Raw genomic sequence first — 23578 nt, forward strand, 5'->3', positions numbered from 1 at the left:
CTTCAGACAAAATACAGCTTCCGGTAATCAGCGGGAAACTTCCCGGTTTTTACATTCCGCAGAAAATATCCACAGACTACAATTTTTTTCCTGTATACAATGGCTTTGCTTTAGAAAAACTGAATCTTCAGAATAAAGAAAGATTCAGTTCCGGACTTATTTTCAGAAAAGCGGAAATGTTTAACAACACCGGAAATTTTGATCTGGAAAACCAGCAGATGCTTCCTTATCGCTTTAATAATCTCCGCTTTGTATTTTCACTTCCTAATGAAGATGCGGTAGAATATTCATATTTTTTAGATGGATTTTCTAAAGACTGGTCTATTTGGAATTCTGAAAATAAAATAGAGTTTCTTGGTCTTAAAGAAGGAACATACAGTCTTTTGGTAAAAGCTAAAATCGGAAAACAGATATCTGAAGTAAAAACATTTACCTTTAGAATCAATCCGCCTTGGTACAGAAGCCTGTATAGTTGTGTTGCTTATCTTCTTATGATAGCGGGATTGTTTTATTTCCTCAAAAAATATCAGGAAAATAAACTCAAAAAGCAAAAACTGGAACTCCTGAAAAAAGAGCAGAATGCACTCCGCGAGCAGGCAGAAAAGCACAGGCAGGAAATGATTCTTGAAAAGCAAAAGCAGCTTGAAAACGAGAAAAATAACCTCAAGGAAGAAATTAAAAGCAAGACCATAGAACTTGCCACCAAAGCCAAAGAGGATGAAGATAAAAACCGTCTTCTTTCCACCATCAACGAGAAAATACTTGAAATAGAGAATAATCCTAATATTTCTAAAATAAGACTCGGAGAAATCCGCAGAACCCTGAAAACCTATCTGGAAACAGACGATCACACCTTCGAAATCCAGATGGATGAGCTGCATCAGGAATTTTTTAAGGCAATGAGGAAGAAATTCCCGAATCTTTCCATCTACGATCTGCGTTTATGCGCGTATCTTAAAATTGGTCTGAATTCTAAAGAAATGGCAGATATTTTTCAGGTATTGCCTTCCAGTATCAATGTAAGCCGATCCAGACTGAGAAAAAAACTCGGGCTGAAACCGGAAGATGATCTGTTCGATTTTCTTAATAATTTCGAATAGCTTTTTTAAGAAATCTGCTGACCAAAATTCTGCCCATGATTAAATTTTTCTTCTGAATATCATTCAGAAGCTTTTTTCTTGTAATAATTATTGAAATTTTATCAGGCTTATAATCAGCGGTTTATGGTCTTTTTTGTAAAAATTAATACTTTTTTTAAAAATTTTTCCAACGCTTTTCCATTTTTCTGCATCTATATAAATAGAGATGATTAAAAAGTACTTCGGATATACTGTAAAATTAAATGAGGTAACCAACAAGTTCATGTGATTGTGGTTTTTTAAGAATTTGTTCAGGTTTTTCCCGCAGATGAAGCAGATCAGTATTTAATTAAGGCTTATAAAACAATGATCTGAGATTTTAATCAATTTAATTAGATAAAAAATAGATTGTCAGTCTGCGGGATTTTTTTAGAAAAAAAGAGGGTTAAAACACAATAAAAATGTATGTGGAGGAGTTAAAGTAGTGATCGATGTATTATGAAGAAGATTGAGTTTGGAGCGTCTGCAGAAATGTGGACGCTTTTTATTTTGTTGAATTAATTATGTAAGTTGTTTAAAGTAAAGATCTTTGCTCCTTTAGGAGCAGAATCTGTGTAGAAAATAAGAATAAATCTATCAATCAATCCGCAGGATTGAATTTTCTAAAGATAGCGTTCCTACGCAACACCGAACGTAAGCCTAGTCTGATTCTACACAGATAAAACTCCATAGAATTTTTAGCATTTCACCTTAAACAACTTTATGACTTGTTAATAAGCTTTCATTGATGAAACCATACAGAAACTTTTATCAGCAAGTATTTTTATTTTAAAAAAGAATATCGGATTAAATGTCACAATTTTTTGTTAAATCATTAGAATTTTCTCCCGGTGAACAAAAATTATTTTTACTTTTGAAAGATTAATTCAGCAATACAAAATATGGTTACAGTTATAAAGTCTGTTTTTGGCTTCATTTGTGCAATCGGTTGCATTAGTTTGCCTTTAATAAAGGCTCAGACTTCCGTTCTGGTAAAAAATAATCTCAGTTTTGAACGAAATGAGGTGGTTTCAGTTCCTGTTTCCAGACTAAAATCATTTTTGGATAAAAATAAAGAAGCAGATGTAAGGTTAAAAAATAGTAAAGGACAATTAATAACCATTCAATGGATCGATAACGATGGAGATGGCAACAATGATGAGTTGCTTTTCATGGCGCACATTCAGGGAAAATCTTCTGAGAATTATACCATGATAGCCGATGGAAAATCTCCGGTTCCCGAAAGTAAAGTAACCACTTATTCCAGACTGGTTCCGGAAAGAGTAGACGATTATGCCTGGGAAAATGAAAAAATTGCTTTCAGAATGTACGGTCCGAAAGGACAGAAAGAAGCTTTGGCAGGAGTAAAAGGAAGTACCCTTTCCAGCGGAGTGGATATCTGGCTGAAAAGAACCGAACAGCCGGTTATCAATAAATGGTACAAAGGCTATTTAACCGATCCTATGTATTACCACAGAGATTCCAGAGGAGAAGGTTACGATCCCTATCACGTAGGAGACAGCCGCGGAACCGGAGGAATCGGGATCTGGAAAGACGGAAAACTACAGGTTTCGCAGAATTTTGTTACCTCTAAAACCATCGCTGAAGGACCTTTAAGAACAGTTTTTGAACTTACATACAATTCATGGAGTGATTTTGGAGTAAAAGAAACCAAAAGAATTTCTTTAGATTTAGGTTCAAACTTTTCAAAATTCGAATCTACTTTTGAAGCTGAAAAAAAGGTTCCGAATTACACGATCGGAATTACCCTCCATAAAAACGAAGGAGAAACAAAACTTAACGACAAAGAAGGCTATTATTTTCATTGGGAAAAAATTGATGATGCCTTTGTAGGAGAGGGAATTGTGGTAACCCCCCAAAATAATTGAAAAATCGCTGGCTTTTAAATCTGAAACTCCAGATCAGAGCAATTTGCTGGTCATCACAAAACCTCAGAAGAAACTTACCTATTATGCAGGATTCGCATGGCAGAAAAGCGGAGAAATTCAGAATCAAAAAGACTGGGAGAATCTGTTGAAAAAGCAGACGCAGATCATTGCAAATCCTTTGCAGATAACTATTAAATAACATTATTAAGGATGAAAACAAAACTGTACATACTGGCTTTAAGCTGGGCTGCTGTAAATCTTTCTGCCCAGACAAAAGATACTCTAGCTGAAAAAATGCTTATCTATCAGCTTCCAATCGGAGGCTGGGGAAAACAGCTCGAAGATAAATCTGTCGTCAATTACAATCTGCCTTTCAGCAAGGAACTTTTAAGAAAGATAAAAGCAACAGGAGACGATCATGCAACCATTGACAATAATGCGACTTCAAGGGAGATTAATGCACTCATCAAAGCATATACTGCTACCAAAAATCCGGAATATTTAAAATCAGCAGAAAAAGGAATCAGCTATCTTTTATTGATGCAGTATAAAAACAACGGAGGTTTTCCGCAGTATTATCCCAATAAAGGATTGTACAGAAAGCAGATTACGTATAATGACAACGCCATGATTAATGCTTTAACCGTTCTGTATAATGTTGCCGAAGGAAAAAACGGATTTGATGTAGTGGATCCAAAGCTGAAAGAAAAATCAAAAACCGCAGTTCAGAAAGGAATAGAATGTATTTTAAAAACGCAGGTACTGCAGAAAAATAGTCCTGCCATCTGGGGCGATCAGTACAACGAAGAAACGTTACAGCCGGATAAAGCGAGAGCTTTTGAACCTGTTTCTTTAGCTACCGCAGAATCTGTGGGAATCGTAAGGTTTTTAATGATGCAGCCTGTAACTCCGGAAATCGAAAAATCTGTAAAATCTGCCATAAAATGGTTCAGACAAAATAAAATTGAAGGCTACAGCTACGACGTTGCCAAAGTAAACGGAAAAACAGTACGTACTTTAACAGAAGAAAAAAATTCTGTGATCTGGGCAAGATTTTATGATATTAATAACAATAAACCTCTTTTCGGAGACCGCGACGGAAGCGTAAAATATAATTATAACGAAGTTTCCGAAGAACGGAGAAACGGCTACAGCTGGTACGGAGATTATGCCGAAAAACTCCTTGCCAGAGAATATCCGAAATGGCTGGAAAAAAACAATATTTCTGATTTATAGTTAATTGCGGATCATGGAAAGTTAGATAAGTTCAGTAAAAAAGATCAGAATCCAAGTTCTGCAGAAAAAAGCGGCTGTCCCGATCGGGACAGCCGCTTAAAGTATGAATAGTATTAAAAAATTGCTTTAGAAAGAATTACAGATATTCCCTGATAATGTTGCTCCCGCATTCGTCGTAACATTAGATTTTACTGAAGAAAGAGAAAGTGTATTAATGGTATATGGAGGCGTGAAAGCAGTTCCGCTTCCTGATGTATTACCCGTAACGTTGGTAAAAGTATTATTGGAAGTAACTGTTACTGCAGTCAATCCGCTCATCAGGCTAATAGGCTCATTTACATTTTCAAATACATTTCCGTCAACGCGTATATTTGCCTGAACTCCTGCTGCGATACATTTGTTGCTTACAGCACTGTTGAAATAGCTGTTGAGGATGTGGATTTTACCGTAACGCACTCTTGGCATACGCTCTCTGCATCCCGGAGCCCACCAGCAACGAACAAAAGTTACATTCAGTTTGCCGGCATCCGTAGTAGCACCATCGCTTGATCCAATGAGATTAGAAAATCTGTGGTCATCTGTTCCGCCGGGTCCTCCCGGTTTTGGCGCTTTCAGATAATTAAATTTGGTGTAAGATACAGTAACAAAGTCAGATTTATTTTTAATATCAAAATTTCCGTCTACTCCGTCTCTGAATTCACAGTGATCGATCCATACATTTCGGCAGTCGTCCAGAATAGCATTGTCCCAGCCATCTGTATCATAAGCTCCCGGACCTTCAAAGATCAGGTTTCTGATGATGATATTATTGCATCTTTTGATGTTGATGATTCCTGAACCATCTTTCGTCTGATCGGTTGAAACTAATTTTGCACCACTCGTTCCGTAGATTGTTTTTCCCGTCTGATCCTGAAACGATAAGCGTGCTGAAACAGTAATGGTTCCGGTTACTTTAATCACTTTTACCGCAGAATTTTCTATGGCAGCTTTTAACTGGGCGTAGTTGGTAACGGTAGTTTCAGCGGCAGTTCCGCCTCCTGTAGTTCCGCCGTTTTGTGAAGCCCATCCCGGAGCAGAACAATCGGCTAACGGAATTACCGCACTCGCAACCAGTTCACTTCTCATGTTCAGGTCACTTTTGTTTTCGGACAAATCGGATTTAATTTCTTCCTGTCCGCATCCGGTTAAGGCAAAAACCGAACAGAGAGCTGCCGTAGCAAAAGCAGCTTTAAATGTTTGTTTCATAGTAAGTAATTGTTTTTAATTATGATTAGGATTCAAAATTACAAATCCTTCAATTAAATAATTTATATTTTAACATATATATATTTATATAATTATAATATTGATTATTTGATTTGGTTAATCGGTTGCATTTTATTTAATGTATAAAATTTATTTGCTTTTTAAATAACCTGAGTTCGGGATAAGTCTTCTTAAATGCAAGGTTAAACAAAGAGATTCAATTATCAAGAATTCCGCTTTTAAGATATACAAAGGCGTAAAACTTATTAAAGTAATACCATTTTTGTCTTTTTTAAATAAACGAAGTGCCTTTGTTTAGCTTACCAACTTTCAATAAGTAAAAAAAATCTTTTGTTTTTCTTTGCGATAAATTAATATAATTCTATAAATCAATTATTTAAATTTATTTCTTATCCCGAACTGAAGTTAAATGATAAATAAAAATCCCAAAGATGATCCGGTATTACAGATCAAATCTGATGAACCGGAATATCTTCAGGAAAAAAATATTAGCTGTTTGGTAAATGTTTTATTTGTCTGAAAAACAGATTGTTGTATTTAAAATGAAAATTAAATCCCGAACTTGAATTTAGCCCGGAAACTTATCTTTAATAAAATCTTCTCTGAAAGGAGCAAACGCATCAATCAGTTTTCCTGCTTCGAGACATTTCACCCCATGAAAAATATTGGGTTGCGCAAAAAATCCGTCACCTTTCTGTAAAATTTTCATTTTACCATCAACCGTAACTTCAAATTGTCCTTCCGCAACATATGTGATCTGAGAGTGAAAATGCTGATGCAAAGCACCAACAGCATCCTTTTCAAATTGTACAATCACCATCATGACCTGGGAATTATATCCGATGAACTGTCTGGAAACGCCGTCTCCCAAATCTTCCCATTCAGAATTTCCATCGAAGAAAGGTTCTTTTTTGAATTTCATATTATTACTTTTCAATTTTTATTAAACTATTATTACATCAAACCTGTCATTTCGAAGATGGAGAAATCTAATGTATTGATTGATTTTATATTGTTTTCGCGCAGATTTTGCTGATTGAGCAGATCTTTAAAATAATTTTAGTCTGCATAACCAGCGGGATCTCTATTATTTAATATACTTTTCCAACCCTATATTCAAAGCCTTTAAACTTTTCGCGGCTAATTTTGCAACCGTTTCTGCTCCCAATCTGGACAAATGCGTGTCGTCTTCTTTTCCTTTGGGATAATACGGATCTTCGCCTTCTTTGTAATACAGATGAAGTTTTTTTGAATTTTCGGGGCCGTAAGAAATTTCCATCTGTTCAGTTAACAACTGCATATCCACAAAAGGAACTTTCAGATCATTGGCGACCATTCTTACAACCAGAGGATATTCCTTATGCGTATCAATCAAAACTCCGTTTTCGTTGAAGTTTCTTCTTACAATGGAAGTCATCAGAACAGGAATCGCTCCTTTAGCTCTGGCTTCATTCACATATCGTTCAAGATTCGCTCTGTATTGTGTGTAAGGATTGGTAAACTTTGTAGAGTCTTTGATTTTCTGATCGTTATGACCAAACTGTATAATGACGAAATCTCCTTTTTTCAATTGTTTTTCCACCTGATCCCATCGTCCTTCCGTTCTGAAACTTTTGGAACTTCTTCCGTTCACCGCATGATTCTGAATTTCAATTCCGCTAGTTAAAAACTGAGGTAAGATCTGTCCCCATCCGTGTTCCGGATTTTTGTCCGGATTTTCTTTATTAGCCATGGTAGAATCTCCAATTAAGAAAAGGGTTGGCTTTTGCTGAGCCATAATTAAAGTTGAAATTGCTATGCTAAAAATTAAAAGTATTTTCTTCATTTTAAATAAATTTTTTAATTTATATTCTTTTGTCTTGGAAACAAAAGAATCAAAAGTTCAAGACTTGGAAACTTCCGCTAAAAATTATTTCTGTTCACTAAAAATCCTAAAACTCGCGCGAATTTGATGTTTGTCTTTTTATTCAGTATTTTAGTCGCGCTCAAACAATAGAATTTTCTTAACGTTCACAGAATTAATTTTCTTAACGCTCCATTTTCCTGTGTCGATTTAGCGAATGGTAATCATTACTCATTATTAATTACTCATTACTTATGTTGAGGATTCCAGCCATCAAAAATTTTTTCCGGCGTATAATTTTTCAGATTTTTTTTTGTGAGCTGATGCGACCAGTTTACGCGTTTCGAAGTATTTCCTCCTTCTCCTATACTCCCGAATTCCGCGTAATAGGCTGTTTTTTCTTTATCAGGAAACATTTTATCGCCTTTCCACGGATTCCAGCCTTCAGGAAGGATATGTTTTCCCATTTCTGTATTGATGAAAACTGTTTTCGCGTAAGGTCTCCAAGGTCTGCCTAAATACACTTTGGTAATGCCTTCTTTCGCAGTTAAAGTACAGTCGAAGAATACAAAACCATACTTTCTGTCTGCTTCCGTTGCGGCTGCCGTGATGAACGAATCTGCTAAACTTTTAATCGTACAGTTCTTAAAAACAACGGTTGCCTGTCCGAAAATAAAATCAGTCGTTCCTTCAATAAAGCAGTTTTCAAAATATTGTCTGCTGTGATTGGTTGCAGAATAAACGGTGTCCTGACAACCTGAAATAATTGAATTTTTAATGATAAAACGGTCACCTTCCACATGAAGGGAAACCGCCTGTCCTTCATTGCAGGAAGTATTCTGAACCGTTATATTGCTGATTTTTATATCATCTCCCATCACCAATAATGTGTAAGAATTAAATGTGGTTATCTTTTCATTGAAAGAATCCGGTTTTCCTGAAAAATCATTGTTGGTAATTATCGTGTTGTCTTTATTTTCCCCTTCCAGCGTAATTTTATGTTTTGAAGAAGGAATCACCACTTTTTCATGGTACGTTCCGGATTTTATCAAGATCAAAGCTTCTTCCGGTCCTAAATCTCGAATGGAATTAATAGCTTTCTGAATCGAGGTGAAATCTCCGCTTCCGTCTTTTGCAACGGTAATTTTGATATACTGATCATTTCCTGCAAACAGAAAATTTGCCATCGAAATAAGAAAGATTAAAAATAATTTTTTCATAAACTGATTTATTATTTTCTGACGCAAAGATTTGTTTTATATTACCTGATTTTTAGATAGCAAAGGCAAATAAAATTTGCTTCGCGAAGCCATGACGATAGCTTCATAAAATCAACTTGTTGATTCGTCTTTGCTCACTAAAATATTTTTTTAATTAAATTAATTCCTTTGCGTTAAAATTATTTCAAAACTTTATTTAAAAACTCAACAGTCATATTCAGTGTTTCCGTAAACCATGGTTCTGCTGACCAAAAGGAATGCGGTGTATCTTTAATCTCATGAAACTCTGTCGGAATATTATAACTCTTCAGTTTTTTCATCATATCGTCTCTTCCTGCATGAAATCGTGGCTGCGAACTGTTGATGAAAAGAGTAGGAGAGGTATTTTTATCCACAAATTCTAAGGGAGAAGCGGCTGTCCAGTTTTTTAAATTGCTTTCTCTGTCTCCGTTCAGCCAATACGAGGCGTAAGTGCTTTCTTCCGCTTCGGGATGAATAAAAGAAACAATGCCGTCTAAATTTACAATTGCCTGAATTTTATTTTTTGATTTTACACCTACCAAAGTGGCGATCTGCGCTCCGGCAGATTCTCCCAGAACCGCTATTTTATTTCGGTCTAAAGAATATTTTTTACTGTTTTTCTTCAGCCATTGAATTCCGGTTTCGATGTCTTCCACTCCGGCAGGAAATTTCGCAACATCAGCGAGACGATAACCGATGGCAATCACCACATAACCTTTTGAAGCGAGTTCCATCGCCATGAATTTTTCGTTTTCCTTACTTCCTGAAATCCATCCGCCACCATGAACCATCGCAATTCCGGGATATTTTTTGTTCTGATCTAAAGGATAATACACATCCGCTTTCAGAGAAATTCCGTTGATGTTTTTATATTCTGCGTCTTTATCTATTCTGATGTTTTGAGGAACCGGACGGTCAATCGGAGTTACAAACGGGTATTTTTTTTTGAATTTTTCGAATGTTCCTTCGTTGGTATAGGGAGTAGCATTCGGTCGATTTATCTGTCCGAATGCCATTGTCCCCACAAAAAAAATAGAAATATAAGTATGTTTTCGGTTAAACATCATGTTGTCAAATTTTGAATTTTAAACCATTAAGGAGATTGAAGAGGTTAAGTTTTATTAAGAAAATCAGTATGATTTTATTTTAAAATAAAGCGATCTTACCTGTCTTAACAGCTTAATTGATCTTAATGGTTTAAATTATTGATACACTATTTAACTGCATTTTTCGATACATCCGTTCCGATAGAAAGCGAGTTTTTATCAGATATAATTTCTTTCGGTAATAAGACAGCCCCTGTTTTATTTCCTAAAACTTTTACAACAGGTTTATTTGCCGAATCAAACTTCACGGTTGAAAGATTGATGTTTTTGCTGTTGTAGATCGTTGCTCCCGTTCCTTCGGAATATTTCAGCTTTACATTTTTTAATTGAATTCCGTCTGCATCTACTATGGTTAAAGCTTTTCGGGTATCAAACTGCGAATCTTCAATCACAATATTTTTAAGATTCATTTCAGCTAAACCGAATAAAGTAATCGCTTCATCGGAATTGGCTGCTGTAATGTTTTTAAAGAAAATATTTCTGAAAACCGGTGTTTCTTCCGTTACGGGATATACTTTTTCCGGAGCTTTGTTGCCTTCCTGCTTCTGCCCGTCTTCCAGAACCGGAGAGGCACCTTCATAGAACATATTGAAGCCAATTACCTGAGTCGGAATATTAATCATATCAATATTTTTTATGTAAATATTTTCCACAATTCCTCCTCTTCCGCGCGTAGTTTTGAAACGGAGCCCGATATCTGTTCCGATGAAAGTACAGTCTGAAACGTGGATATTTCTTGCTCCGCCCGACATTTCACTGCCGATGACGAAGCCTCCGTGACCGTGGTACACAATATTGTTTTTAATGATAACATTTTCAGTCGGCATTCCTCTTTTTCTTCCGTCTTTGTCTTTTCCGGATTTTATACAGATGGCATCATCTCCCACATCAAACGTATTGTCGTAGATCAGAACATTTTTGCAGGATTCGAGATCCAGACCGTCTCCATTTTGAGAAAACCATGGGTTTCGGATGGTAAGATTCCTTAAAATGACATTGGAACACATCAAAGGATGAAGATTCCATGCCGGAGAATTCTGGAATGTAGGTCCGTCCAGCAAAACTTTGTCGCATTCCACCAGACTTACCATTACCGGACGGAGAAAATCTTTCACCGTAATCAGTTCTTCTTTGGAAATCTTATCCGGAACATTGAAGTTTGAACTGCTTTCCAGTCCTTTTTTATAGCTTTCGGAAGGATACCAGTTTTTTCCGTCCGAAGATACAATTCCGCCAGATTTTACAATTTCTTTCCATTCAGATTCAGACACTTTGCTTTTTTTGATGGCTCTCCACGCATCACCGCTTCCGTCAATCACTCCTTTTCCTGTGATGGCAATATTTGTTGCATTTTTTGCCGAAATCGGAGACTGGCAACGCGTTGTATTCAATCCTTCGAAACTTACATCTACCAACGGATAATCATTTTTATCTTTACTGAAGATAATCATCGCACCTTCCTCTACGTGAAGATTGATATTGCTTTTCAAGACGATAGGACCTGTAAGCCACATTCCGCGGGGAACGACTAATTTTCCGCCTCCTTTTTTGCTCAGATCTTCGATTGCTTTTTTAAAAGCTTCTGTATTTTTTACATTTCCGCCCGCAATTCCGCCGTATTGTGTAATGGAAACGGTGTTGGCTGCAAAAGAAGTTTCTGCAACCTGCGGCATTTTAAACTCAATATTTTTATAAATATCAGAATTCTGAGCATAGATTTGCCCTGAAAATAGCATTGCTGCTAAACCGATCACTTTACAAGTCTTCTTCATTTTATTATTTTTGAGTTTTAATTATTTTTTTAAATTCCTGATAAACAATGGATGCTACTACTTTTGCTCCTTCGGGCTGAAAATGTGTGTTGTCTTTCTGACCTTTGGGATAGGCTTCGTATACATTTTCCGGAAGATTCATAAAGTAATGAGTTGTGGTAAAATCCTGTCCTTTTCCTGTAAAATATTCCATAGATAATGTATTCAGATCAATATACGGAACGTTCATTTCTTTAGCAATTTCAATGGGAGCTTTGCCGTATTCGCCGTGTACATTTTCCAGTTTTCCGTCTTTCCATGGGTAATTTCTGGCAACAGGAGTTAAAATAACAGGATTTGCTCCTTTCTGCTTCGTCTGCGTTACAAATAGTCTTAAAAATTCTTTGTATCCCTGAATGTTTACGTACCGTTCCGGATGTTTTTCAGAACTGTCGTTATGTCCAAACTGCATGATGACATAATCACCCGGCTGCAAATGTTCGTACACCTCTCTCCATCTTCCTTCCTGAAAAAACGTTCGTGTACTTCTTCCACCATGCGCTTTGTCAATAATCTCCACAGAGTCCGTTGAAATGGCAGGTTTTAAAGAAGCCAAACTGTCTTTCGCAAAAAATGGCTGAAAAACCTGTCCCCATCCTGTAATGGGATATCTTACTTTCATATAATCTTTTCCGGGTTCGTAGTTTCCGGTGTAATCTGCCATGGTGGAATCTCCGATGAGATAAATATGGGTAATCTTTTTAACGTGTTTTGCTGCTGTAGTGTTCTGAGATTTGCATCCCGACAACAGCAAAACGACGATTAAAAATGAAACTATATTGTAAATTTTCCTATTCATTGATTCTAACTAAATTTTTATATACACTGTCATTCTGAACGAAATGAAATGTATTGAAGAATCTGATTATTATTTTATCACTCGCAGATCTTGCAGATGGTGCAGATTTTTTAAATCAAATGAAAATTTATTCACATTAATTCTCCTGAAAATCTGAGGAATATTATTAATTCTTGGTGATTCTGAACCAGTCAAAATCGGCATATCCGCTTCGAGGTGCCTTTGATGTACTGATGCTGTACAGCCCAACTTTGGCTCCGATCCATTTTCCGGGTTTTGCCTGAAAAAGATCACCTGCTTTGATGAAATTTTTTCCGCTCTCGCTGTAGCTGAACTGACATAAACCATTCGGTTCGTTTACAGTTACTTTCAGATAGACTTCGTTGCTTTTTAATTTTGTTTCAAATAAAATCTTTTCTTCGCCGCCTTTATCTGCTTTTTCGGCTCTTCTTAACTGTACATAAAATCCATCCGGTTTATCGGTAATCACGATGGACTGATGATCCAGTCCCATCACCAAAAGTCCTGCAGTTTTTCCTTCTTTGGCATCTTCGGGTGTTAATTTAACTTTTGTGGAAGCTGCGAAATTGGGAGCCGGAAATTTCTGAGTTAACAGATTCGGGACATTCCAAAGGTTGTTTTCGCTTTCGGGAACTTTCAGGGAGAATAATCTTAAAAACTTCTGTCCGGGAAGCTTGGAAGACCATACGATATTTTCATTTGCACTCCACTGCCATTGTAATCCTAATCTTTCACCATCAAATTCATCGGTTTCGGGCGGGGTAACGATAGGATAGTATTGTCCTACGTTTGGTTTTTTATACGTTAAAACAGGTTCGCCGATTCCGTTTTTGTTATGGTCAATTCCAATGAAAGGCCAGTCTTTTTCCCACTTCACAGGTTGCAGGTGAACAATTCTTCCTCCCGCATCCACATCCTGAAAGTGATAAAACCAGTCTTCTCCGGAAGGTGTATCTACCCACGCTCCCTGATGCGGTCCGTTTATTTTCGTGGAACCCTGTTCCAGCACAATTTTTTCTTCGTAAGGTCCGTATATATTTTTTGATCTCAGAACCAATTGCCAACCTGTGGCAACGCCGCCCGCCGGAGCAAAAATATAGTAATAGCCGTTTCTTTTATACATTTTGGGACCTTCAACGGTGGGATGAGCATCGTGACCGTCGAAAACGTGAACGCCTTTATCCAGCACTTTTGTCCCTTCCGGATTCATTTTATTTAATGTTAAAATACTTTTTACTCCGGCACGGCTTCCCGCCCAGCCGTGAACCAGATAAGCGTTTCCATCTTCATCCCAGAACGGACAGGAATCTATCAGTCCTTTTCCTTCCATTACCAAAACGGGTTCGTCCCATTTTCCCAGCGGATCTTTGGTTTTCACCATATAGATTCCGAAATCGGGATCGCCCCAGTAAATATAAAATTCGCCATTGTGAAATCTTATGCTCGGAGCCCAGACTCCGTCGCCTCTTTTCGGGGTTGAAAAATGTTCTTTCGGCAAAATATCCTGAATGGCATAATTCACCAGTTTCCAGTTCACCATATCTTTTGAATGAAGAATCGGCAAACCGGGAGTTTCATTGAAACTTGAAGCCGTCATATAATAATCATCTCCCACACGAATCACATCCGGATCGGAATAGTCTGCATACAGAACGGGATTTCTATAGTTTTTTCCCTGATCGGCGGTCCATACTTCGGAAACGTAGTTTTTTTCCTGTGCGCTCAAATAATTTGATGCAATAGAAAAAATAGCTATTGAAAGTATATTTAAAATGTTTTTTGTTTTCATACATCAGATTTTTAATCTGGTTTGAATTTTAACGCCATAAGCGGAAAGATTTTTTTTAATTGCTTACTGTACATTTTCCAGTCGCAATGGTACTTTAACAAGCTCAGCATAAACTATTTACTCAGCAAATGATAGTTGTTGAAAATTTCTTAACCATTAAGATTTATTAAGGAGTTTAGTGTAGTTAAGATTAGCTATACTTTAAAATTCTTCTTAACCTCATCTCAATGGTTTTACGTGTTATTTTTCAAATTCCAGACTTGCCAGAATGAATGGCCCTGTTCCCTTGGCATCATTGGAACGGATTTCTTCATTAATGTAATATTCGTAAGAACCGTCGCGATAAGGTTTTCCGCCCAAACCTGCAACAGCACAGCATTTATTTAAATTTACCACTCCGTTTTCATCAACAGTGATTAAATTTTTAATGATTCCGTCGTAGCCTTTTTTAGCATACGTTTTATAGGATTTCGGCAAATAACCGTTGTTCACAGATTTGATGATGGTGTAAACAAACATGGATGAGGCAGTTGCTTCGGTGTAATTTCCTTTTTCTCCTGCTTTATTCAAAACCTGATACCACAATCCGTTGTTTTTATCCTGAACTTTAATGATGGCATCGGTGTAGGATTTGATGTAAGAAATTAATTTGGGTCTTCCGGGATGATCTTTTGGCAGATAATCCAGAACATCTACCATTGCCATTCCGTACCATCCCATTGCTCTTCCCCAGAAATTCTGCGACAGTCCGGTTTCTTTGTCTGCCCAAGCTTCTTTTTTGCTTTCGTCCCATGCATGATAGAGAAGACCTGTTTTTTTATCGAGAAGATGCTCCTGAACAGAATCGAACTGTAAAAGGATGTCATCATAGGCTTTTGAAGCGTCGGCTCCTTTCACGAAGTCGTGTGTATAATGTGTGTAGAAAGGCATTCCCATGTATAAACCATCCAGCCATACCTGATAAGGATAGATTTTTTTGTGCCAGAAAGAACCTTCTTTCGTTCTTGGCTGTCCGTCTATCTGAAGACGAAGCGTCTGAAGTGCTTTCAGGTATTTTTCTTTTTTTTCTTTTTCGTAAAGATAGAGGAGAACGTTTCCGCTGTTCAGCATATCAATATTATACTTATCAAGCTCATAGGTAATGATGGTTCCGTCTTCCTGAATAAGTTTTTCGCCAAATTGGCTGATGTAGTTGTAGTATTCTTTTTTACCTGTTTTGGCATATAATTTTTCTGCCCCATCAAGAACAATGGCAGTAGGATATGTCCATTTCGGAGTTTTGCTGAAATCCAGCATCCATGCCTCAGGAAAACGGTGCATTTCGGACAGCATCATTCTTTCGGACCATTTCAGATTGAGGGGAACTATTTTTCCGGAATTTGAAGATTGTTTCTGAATTGAAGCGTTAACCGGAGTTTTTGTCTGCGCACAGGTAGAAAAAATTCCCGAACTTAAAGCGACCAGTGTGAATAGTTTGATATGCTGATTAATGAAATTCATGATTGTAAACGTTAAAGTTGATTATTTTTATCTAAAATTTCCAGTTTTTGATCTAAATCCTGATAAAAAGCTTCTTCTATCGTTAAGCCGTTCGGTTCCAGAGACCATGCTCCTAAAAAGTAATAGGAAACGTTCTTTGTTTTCCTGAAAACTACAGTATGCGTAGATTTTGTCTTTATATATTTATCAAAACTTTCAAGAGGGTAGAAGACTGCCATTCCGAGATTGTCGTCTTTTTTAGTTTCGGTCTGGTTACCGTAAGTTGCGATGTAAGCCCATTTTTTATTTTTGCTGATTCCCTGTTTTAACGGAATGTTTTTTATGGCAACAATTCCGGTGCATAAACCTGAAATAGAATTACTGAGATTTAAATCCACTTTTACAAAACGGTCTTTATTAAAAATGGTAAGTTTTGAAGTTAAATCGATGGCATCGCCCCATGTTTTCCAGCCTTTGTATTCGATGGTTGCGTAAGACTGTTCTTTTTCATTCACCACTTTCGCGACGGTGCTTTTTACGATTTTAAATGTTTCAACAAAATCATTCTGCTCATCATATCTTCCGTAGGAACCAATTCCGATGGTACGTCCGGATTTCAGAATATCCTGTCCCCAAGCTGCGTCGTGATGATACGATTCAAAACCGTCCTGTCCGACTTCCGGTAAAACCAGAGTGTTTACTTTTTTACCAAAAATATCTGTTGCATTTCTCCAGTCGAGATATAAGCGGTATCCGATCTGGTTGTTTTCCAGACCGATGCCTTCGTATCTGATGTAGGTGGAATGATCGGTATGCGATTCCGGAATGGTGAGTTCCTGAACGTTTTTGAAAGTTCCGCCGATGTATTTGTCGCCTTCCCATTTTCCGCCTTCTTTCACTGCAAGTTCTGCATAAGAGAACGGTGCTTTAGGATTGCTTCTGATCTTTTGAATAACAGAAGTCTGAGCCTGAAAATTTGAGGACACCAATACTGCTGCAGCTATTATTTTAAATACATTCAATTTCATATACATTTTATTAGATCACTGTTTTCAATAAAAGTTTTCATGGTTATTTGCTTTTATTGTTGTCCGGTTATGTTTTTCACGAGATCATTAAAGTAAACTTCAATATTGTCATAGTTTTTATCCAGATCTTTTCCGTTGGCATTGGGAACTTCAGGATTCAGTTTGTTTTTAATTTCCCAATCGTCGGGCATTCCGTCATGGTCAGAATCGGGTAGCGCAGTTCCCGGTTTCAAATCAGGAAATCCGCCGGCATCTTCCTGAGAATCTATAATTCCGTTTGTACTTCCTTCTGAACTTTCGTAGGTAAAACTTCCGTTTTTTACGTCTTTTAGAATGTGTACATCAACAGTGTCTCTTACTAAAGCAGCTCCTGCGATCTGTACTATTTTTTCGTAAGCTTCTTTTGCAGAATGTGTTTTTATCGTATTCTGAATGTCGTGAGGCTGATTGATTTTTATTTCGTTTTTATCCTGATCCGTAAGATGGTAAGACGGCTTCATCTGTGCAAAAACCCCCTGAGTCCAGTTGTCTTTTGAAACTTCAGGATTTCCTTCAATTACATTTCCGCTGATGTAGTATTTTCCCCAGATGTTATACACTTCGGCTTCAGGTTTTTCATTTTTATCAATAGCAACAATCCGTTGTCTGCTGAGGGTTGCAGGTCCGGGTTTATAGTAATTATTGATGATGTTAACATTCATCCCTTCACCGCCATAAATGCTGTTGTGTCCCCAGTTGTAGATCACATTATTCCTGAAATCGGTAAGATCCGTCAATGCAAATTTACTTCCCGCATATTCTCCCAGTCTGGGATTTCTGCTGTCGTGATGCGCGTACAGATTATGATGAAAACTTGCGTATTTTCCGCCCGCAATTCCGCCATATCCGTGAGCTCCTTTCTGATGAACGGAATTTCTTAAACTTTCCGCAATGATGCACCACTGTACGGTTGTATTTTCATTGGCATATACAGAAACGGTTTCATCTGTAGACCAGCTCATTGAACAGTGATCGACGATAAGATTTTTAATAAATCTCGCTCCGAAAGCATCGCCTTCAAACTTTTTCTGATCGCCCATTCTGAAACGGATGTAACGGATCACCACGTTATCTGCCGCAACGAAGGTTTCATAATTGGCAACCGTAATTCCGTCTCCGGGAGCAGTTTGTCCGGCAATGGTAACATTACCTTCTTTTATTTTTAACGGAGAATCCAGATATATGGTTCCGCCTGTTTTAAAGACAATGTATCTTGCTCCTTTCTGGTTTAAAGCATATCTTAACGTGCCTTCTGAACCGTCATCTGTAAGTTTGGTGACGAAATAGACTTTTCCGCCGCGACCGCCTGTTGTGTATCTTCCAAAACCTCCTGCGCCGGGAAAGCTGAGAATATTCTGCGCTTCGGCATTGGTTGCAATGCTGAAGATTCCTGCGATAAAAAGTTTTGTGATGTGTTTTTTCATTGCTGAAAAATTGTGGCGGTTACAATATTTATTTAAGATTTATTAGCGGATTCCAGTTGTCTTTTCCTTTTAAGACCTGTTCTCTTGTATATTTTTTGGCTTCGGTTTTGGTTAGCTGATGCGACCATGATACTCTTTTCGAGCGATCTGAACCATTTCCTTTTGAGTTAAATTCTGCATAAAATGTGGTCTGTTCTGCATCAGACTTGTTCCAGTTGTGCCATCCTTCCGGTTGGATGGTGGAATTCATCTCACAATTGAGGTAAACGGTCTTGGCAAAAGGTCTCCACGGTCTTCCTAAATAGACTGAATTTTCCTTTGCATTTCCTGTTATTTTCGAATTGATAAAAACAAATCCGAATTCGTTTTCCTTTGGAGTAGAAGCCGCGGTAGTGTAGCTTGCCGATTCTTTGGAATAAATGATGCAGTCCTCAAAAACAGCGGTTCCGGCTCCGAAAATATAGTCGGTTGTTCCTTCGATGTAGCAGTTTTTAAAGTAATTTCTGGAGGGTTTTGTCTTGTCTGATGAATCCTGAACACCTTTTAAATACAAGGTGTCCTGATTTCCTGAGAATCTGCAGTTTTCAAAAGCAATTCGGTCGCCCGTCGTTAAAACAGCAACTGCCTGTCCTACTTTTCCTGAACTGTTTTCGAATGAAATATTTTTTGCCGTAAAATCATTTGAATAAATAAAAACCGTTGAAGAACCTGTAGTTCCGAATTCTTTTCCTTCCGGATTCTTTTTTGATGCAAAATCGTCGTAGGTGATTATGGTTTTTTCAGGATTTTCACCTTCAAGCAAAATAGCGCCTTTTGTTTCCGGAATGGTAATTTTTTCTTTGTAAATTCCTTCTTTTACTACAATTCTCGTTCTTACGGAAGATCCGTTTTCTGCTGCATTGATGGCTTGCTGAATGGTGGAGAAATTTCCTTTTCCGTCTTTTGAAACCACGATGGTTTTATCATTGGCTTTAAAAGAAAGAAAACTGAGCAATACGATCAGAAAAGCAAAAAAAGAATTTAAATTTTTAAGAAAAAAGGAAGCTTTCATTGAAATTTTTTTGATTAAAATACAGACTCCACTTTGGAGATGAAGCCTGTATTTTTCTGATATGAATGTGAACTATTTTCTAATACCCATAATCCTGTGTAAGATTATAATTGGAGTTGATTACGTCTAAAGCAATCGGCAGCAATTCCTTTCTGTTGGCCTGGAAATAATACGCATAACTTTTCACAGGATCTCCACTGATGTAAGGCTGCGTCATCGCCAGTCTCCAGTTTACTTTTGTGTATCCGGAAGGCGTTGCAACACTTTGGTTCGGGCTGTAGAAAATGTCTGCTTTGGCAACTCCGGCTGCAGTGTAGAAATCGATGTCAGTTACGTTTTGCTGTGCTGTTTTTGTAGGAGTATAGGCTACTTTTTTGTAGAAAATATACTCAGGAACGTTGGCATAAGCTCCTGTACCGTTCATAAACTGGGTAAGCTTGGCTCTTGTTTCGTTGATTTTCGTTTCTAAAAGATTCCAGCGGATCAGATCGTATTTTCTGAGACCTTCACCTCCGAATTCAAGTTGTCTTTCTTTAACGATATAATTAAAGAATCCTGTTTTGTCGGTCGGAATGGTTCCCACCTGACTTAAATTTCCTGCATAGGCTCTCTGTCTTACCGAAAGAACTGCATTGATTGCCTGTGCAGATGGACCGTTATTAAGCTCATTATCGGCTTCGGCAAACATTAACAGAATATCTGCATATCTCAGCAAAGGCCAGTCGATTCCAAGGTTTTGTGAAGTTCCGGTGATGGAAGTCCACGATTTTCTGAATTTTCCGTCGTTCCAGTTGATGGAAGTCTGAAGTTCTTCCTGCTTTGAAGTATTTACCCTGAAGATGGCAATATTTACATCTCTTCTCAGGTCATACTTTGTAAATTCGTAGAAATAAACAGGAATTGCGCTGATTCCTCCGGAAGATTTCCAGTCGGTATCATCATGTCTTAAACCGTTGTAATATCCGATTTTACTGTCTGTTCTGGAGTTTCCTCCAAAAGCCCCGATAGCATAAATTATTTCGTTGGATGTATCTGCGCTGTTGGTATGCAGTGATCTGAATAATCCTTCATAACTCGGGTTCAACTGATGCTGTCCGGAATTGATGATATCTTTGCATTCGTCATAGGCAATCTGATAATATTTCTGAGGATTGGAGCCCTGCATCATCTGTTGCGGGCTTCTTCTTAATGAATATCCGGCTCTTGCCAATGCGATTCTTGCTCTTAATCCTTTTACCGCTGCTTTCGAAATTCTCTGAGCGGTAGTTCCGCCTTCGGATCTCCACGGAACTAAACTTTCCGCTTTTAAAAGATCGTCCAGAATTTTATCATAAATAACATCTCTGTCTGTTTTTGGAAGATACACGCTCGGAAGATCAGCAGAAGGAACATCCTGAAAAGGAACGTCGCCCCAGTTTTTGATCAGATCATGATAGAAGTGTGCTCTTAACGTTAAAGCCTCTCCCAGATATCTGTCCATTAATTTTTTATCTGCTGCTGACCCCGTCTGATACACCGGAGAAAGCGGAATGTTTTTAATCACCAGATTGGCTCTTTCAATTCCTGCATAAGTATCTAAAAACGGTCTTAAAAGCTCAGTATTTGTTGGAATCGCTCCGAAACAGCTTACCCCTCTTCGGTCGTTTGCGTTATAATCTCCCGAAGTTCTCATATCGTCTCCAGATTGCGAAAGAATCAGGTTCATTCTCTGTCCGTAGGTATTGTCTCCCATGGTTGCGTTGTAGACTCCGACTAAAGCAGAGAAGGTATCTGCTGCGGAATCAAACTGCTGTTTTTCTGAAGTATTGGATAAGCTTTCTACATCTAAATATTCTTCGCAGGAATTAAGAGAATTCAGAGAAAATATTCCGATGACAGAAAAAAGAATGGCTAAAAATTTATTTTTCTTCATAATATTAGGTTTAAAAAGTGATATCAACTCCTGATAAAATAAATCTGCTTCGCGGATACGCTGCATAATCTACCCCCGGTGTTAACGGATTTCTTCTCGTATTGGCTTCAGGATCATATCCGGAATACCCTGTAATCGTGAACAGATTGTTCATCGTAAAATACAATCTGAAATTGGATAATCCCAATTGTTTGGTGAAATCTTTTCCTAAAGAATATCCTATTGTAACGTTGTTCAGTCTCAGGAAAGAACCGTCTTCAATAGCGTAAGAATGAAGGAAGTAAGCTCCGGCAGGCGGTGTAAATCCTGTTGTATTAGCATTTAAAGCAGCAAGAGCGGTTGGATCATTTACTTTATTTCCGGCATCATCAAACCATCTCCATCGGTTGGCAACTTCAGCCAGCATATTGTTGTCCCGGTAAAGATACTGTGTAGAATATTCTATTTTGTTCGCGTTATATACTTTATTTCCTACAGAAAAGTTGAACATTAAACTCATGTCCCAGTTTTTGTAGCGGAAGGTCTGGTTGAAACCTCCGTAAAATTTAGGCTGTGCATTTCCAAGATCCGTCATATCCTTATTATCGATAATACCGTCACCATTAAGATCCTGAAGTTTAAGATCTCCCGGCTGTACAGCTTTCGCTCCGTTTGCTGCTGCTGCAGAACTTGGAATTCCGGCTTTTAAAGTATAAACCTGAGTGGTAGGATTATAATCGAAATCACTTATTTCATATCTTCCTGCGGTAATATAGCCCCAATATGTTCCTACCGGTTTTCCGACCTGTACAAGGAAATCATTCAGGTTATTTTGCCATCCGGAAGGATATAAGTAAGAATTCGCACTTGCAGAAGCACTGTTTCCTAAACTTTTAATCACATTTTTGTTGGCAGAGATATTCGCGTCTATTTTCCAGTTAAAATTTTCTTTGTTGATGATCGAAGCTCCTACAGAAAATTCAATTCCTTTATTGGATGTGCTTCCCGAGTTTTGATACTGATATTCATACCCTGAAGTCTGAGGAATTTTAGCAAGCAGCAAAAGATTTTTTGTATCGGTCTGGTAAACATCTACCGTTCCGTAAACTCTGCTGTTGAATAATCCAAAATCTACCCCGATATTTTTAGAAGCCGCCGATTCCCATTTTACATTAAGGTTAGACATAATTGCTCCTGTTGTAGCCCCCGGTGTTACATTGTTTCCGAATGCATATCCGTAATCTGATGATGTGGTGAAAAACGTACTGTATAAAAATGCAGGTATTCTGTTGTTTCCGGATAAACCGTATCCTGCACGAAGTTTTAATTCGCTCACAACTTTACTGTCTTTCAGGAAATTTTCTTCACTTACTTTCCATGCAACCGAAGCAGCCGGAAAATAGCCCCATCGGTTTCCCGGTCCGAATACACTGGAACCATCCGCTCTCATGGAAGCAGTAAAGATATATTTGTTGTTAAAAATATAGTTGGCTCTTGCAAAAAATGAAACCAGACGATCCGGTAAAACGTTTGTTTTCGGGATGTCCTGAACCTGTCCCGATGGAGGAGAAGCTGCCTGAATATTGGCAAATGCCTCTTGTGCGCTGATGGATTTCGGGAACCATTTGATGTTCATCGTTAAAGATTCTGCATCTGTTTTCACAGTTTCCTGTCCCGCCAGTAAATCCAGTTTATGATTTCCGAAAGTTTTTCTGAAATTTAATGTATTGGTATTTGTGATTCTTCTGGATTGCGCCTTGCTCATGAAAACAACAGGCTGATCGTTGTTTTGCCTTGCCAGCGTTGTAACCGGTCCGGAAAACTGATTCACCATTTCGTCTCTCTGTACATATCCGATTACACTTCTGAAAGTGAAATCTTTGTTGATTCTGTATTCGATGATCCCGTTTAAAAGAAGGTCGTTTCTTCCGTTGTCCTTTACTTCATTATTGGCTAAAAGAATAGGATTCACAAGATTGGTTTCGTTGGCAAATAAAGGATCGAATTCATCTACATTTACATTGGAACCACCTTCAAACGGCTGATATCTTACGGCATTTCTCAATCTGTTGGTACTCTGCGAACCGGTGGAAGAAGTTCCCGCTCCGTAGATCATCTGTCGGCTGTATCTGGCATTTAATGTGATGCTGATTGCTTTGGAAACATCATAATCATACTTAAAGTTTGCCATATTCCTTTTAAATCCGGAACCGATCATAATTCCGTCTTCCTGTACATTATTTAAGGATAATGAGAAAGAAGAATTGTCTGAGCCTCCCGTTACGGAAAGATTATGCGTAAAATTGAATGCTTCTCTTCCGAAAACTTCATCCTGCCAGTCTCTCTTTTTTACAGATTTGTATTTTTCCAGATCGGCAAAAGTTCCGTATCTTGTTTTAAAAGCATCAATATCGGTCTGTACACCGCCTTTATTATACACTTCATACTGATACAGGACGTACTGATAAGGATCCAGAACATCAATTGTATTCTGAATTTTTCTGACCCCTAAAAATCCGTTGTAATTAATTGATGTTTTTGCTCTCT

The 23578-nt window shown here is 37.8% G+C and carries 18 protein-coding genes; 4 read left to right on the plus strand and 14 right to left on the minus strand.

The genetic code is table 11. The annotated features are described in order from the left end of the window. The 4 genes from WFK35_RS08190 to pelA form a co-directional block, all read left to right on the plus strand. Nucleotides 1–1100 (plus strand): triple tyrosine motif-containing protein (locus WFK35_RS08190; RefSeq protein ID WP_336732215.1); only part of this gene is annotated, 1100 nt, incomplete at its 5' end. Nucleotides 1101–2020: 920 nt separating this feature from the next. Then, nucleotides 2021–3007: a DUF4861 family protein gene (locus WFK35_RS08195; RefSeq protein ID WP_336732217.1), complete on the plus strand. Its 987-nt coding sequence runs from the start codon at nucleotides 2021–2023 to the stop codon at nucleotides 3005–3007. Between the two features lie 43 nt (nucleotides 3008–3050). Further along, entirely contained in the window at nucleotides 3051–3206 is a 156-nt protein-coding gene (locus WFK35_RS08200) for a DUF4861 family protein (protein WP_336732219.1), read from the plus strand. Between the two features lie 11 nt (nucleotides 3207–3217). Then, nucleotides 3218–4243 (plus strand): pectate lyase, encoded by a 1026-nt coding sequence (pelA, locus tag WFK35_RS08205; RefSeq protein WP_336732221.1) that lies wholly within the window; start codon nucleotides 3218–3220, stop codon nucleotides 4241–4243. A gap of 126 nt (nucleotides 4244–4369) precedes the next feature. On the opposite strand, the gene WFK35_RS08210 is transcribed toward pelA, so the two are convergent. The 14 genes from WFK35_RS08210 to WFK35_RS08275 all read right to left on the minus strand — a co-directional run. Beyond that, on the minus strand, nucleotides 4370–5488 hold the full coding sequence (locus tag WFK35_RS08210; protein ID WP_336732223.1) for a pectate lyase family protein: 1119 nt from the start codon (nucleotides 5486–5488) through the stop codon (nucleotides 4370–4372). Between the two features lie 589 nt (nucleotides 5489–6077). Beyond that, nucleotides 6078–6431 (minus strand): cupin domain-containing protein, encoded by a 354-nt coding sequence (locus WFK35_RS08215; protein WP_336732224.1) that lies wholly within the window; start codon nucleotides 6429–6431, stop codon nucleotides 6078–6080. A gap of 165 nt (nucleotides 6432–6596) precedes the next feature. After that, nucleotides 6597–7334 carry a rhamnogalacturonan acetylesterase gene (locus WFK35_RS08220; RefSeq protein WP_336732225.1) on the minus strand — a complete coding sequence of 246 codons (738 nt, stop codon included), beginning with the start codon at nucleotides 7332–7334 and terminating at the stop codon, nucleotides 6597–6599. Between the two features lie 266 nt (nucleotides 7335–7600). Continuing rightward, nucleotides 7601–8572, minus strand: coding sequence for a pectinesterase family protein (locus WFK35_RS08225; protein WP_336732227.1), 972 nt, complete (start codon nucleotides 8570–8572; stop codon nucleotides 7601–7603). Nucleotides 8573–8751: 179 nt separating this feature from the next. Next, a complete protein-coding gene (locus WFK35_RS08230; protein WP_336732229.1) occupies nucleotides 8752–9660 on the minus strand; it encodes an alpha/beta hydrolase in 909 nt (302 codons plus the stop codon). A gap of 146 nt (nucleotides 9661–9806) precedes the next feature. Then, a complete protein-coding gene (locus WFK35_RS08235; RefSeq protein WP_336732231.1) occupies nucleotides 9807–11471 on the minus strand; it encodes a glycoside hydrolase family 28 protein in 1665 nt (554 codons plus the stop codon). Nucleotides 11472–11475: 4 nt separating this feature from the next. Next, nucleotides 11476–12309 carry a rhamnogalacturonan acetylesterase gene (locus WFK35_RS08240; RefSeq protein WP_336732233.1) on the minus strand — a complete coding sequence of 278 codons (834 nt, stop codon included), beginning with the start codon at nucleotides 12307–12309 and terminating at the stop codon, nucleotides 11476–11478. A gap of 166 nt (nucleotides 12310–12475) precedes the next feature. Beyond that, nucleotides 12476–14119, minus strand: coding sequence for a glycoside hydrolase family 43 protein (locus WFK35_RS08245; RefSeq protein WP_336732235.1), 1644 nt, complete (start codon nucleotides 14117–14119; stop codon nucleotides 12476–12478). A gap of 240 nt (nucleotides 14120–14359) precedes the next feature. After that, nucleotides 14360–15619, minus strand: a complete 1260-nt coding sequence (locus WFK35_RS08250; protein ID WP_336732237.1) for a glycoside hydrolase family 88/105 protein — start codon at nucleotides 15617–15619, stop codon at nucleotides 14360–14362. 11 nt (nucleotides 15620–15630) lie between these two features. After that, on the minus strand, nucleotides 15631–16626 hold the full coding sequence (locus WFK35_RS08255) for a DUF4861 family protein (protein ID WP_336732240.1): 996 nt from the start codon (nucleotides 16624–16626) through the stop codon (nucleotides 15631–15633). Between the two features lie 53 nt (nucleotides 16627–16679). Beyond that, nucleotides 16680–18089 (minus strand): pectate lyase family protein, encoded by a 1410-nt coding sequence (locus tag WFK35_RS08260; protein ID WP_336732242.1) that lies wholly within the window; start codon nucleotides 18087–18089, stop codon nucleotides 16680–16682. 28 nt (nucleotides 18090–18117) lie between these two features. Further along, nucleotides 18118–19140: a pectinesterase family protein gene (locus tag WFK35_RS08265; protein ID WP_336732244.1), complete on the minus strand. Its 1023-nt coding sequence runs from the start codon at nucleotides 19138–19140 to the stop codon at nucleotides 18118–18120. Between the two features lie 79 nt (nucleotides 19141–19219). Next, on the minus strand, nucleotides 19220–21052 hold the full coding sequence (locus WFK35_RS08270) for a RagB/SusD family nutrient uptake outer membrane protein (protein ID WP_336689890.1): 1833 nt from the start codon (nucleotides 21050–21052) through the stop codon (nucleotides 19220–19222). Nucleotides 21053–21062: 10 nt separating this feature from the next. Further along, a partial coding sequence (locus tag WFK35_RS08275) for a SusC/RagA family TonB-linked outer membrane protein (RefSeq protein ID WP_336732246.1) occupies nucleotides 21063–23578 on the minus strand: 2516 nt, incomplete at its 5' end.

The sequence above is a fragment of the Chryseobacterium sp. VD8 genome, assembly GCF_037149975.1.
Classification (GTDB): Bacteria; Bacteroidota; Bacteroidia; order Flavobacteriales; family Weeksellaceae; genus Chryseobacterium; species Chryseobacterium indicum.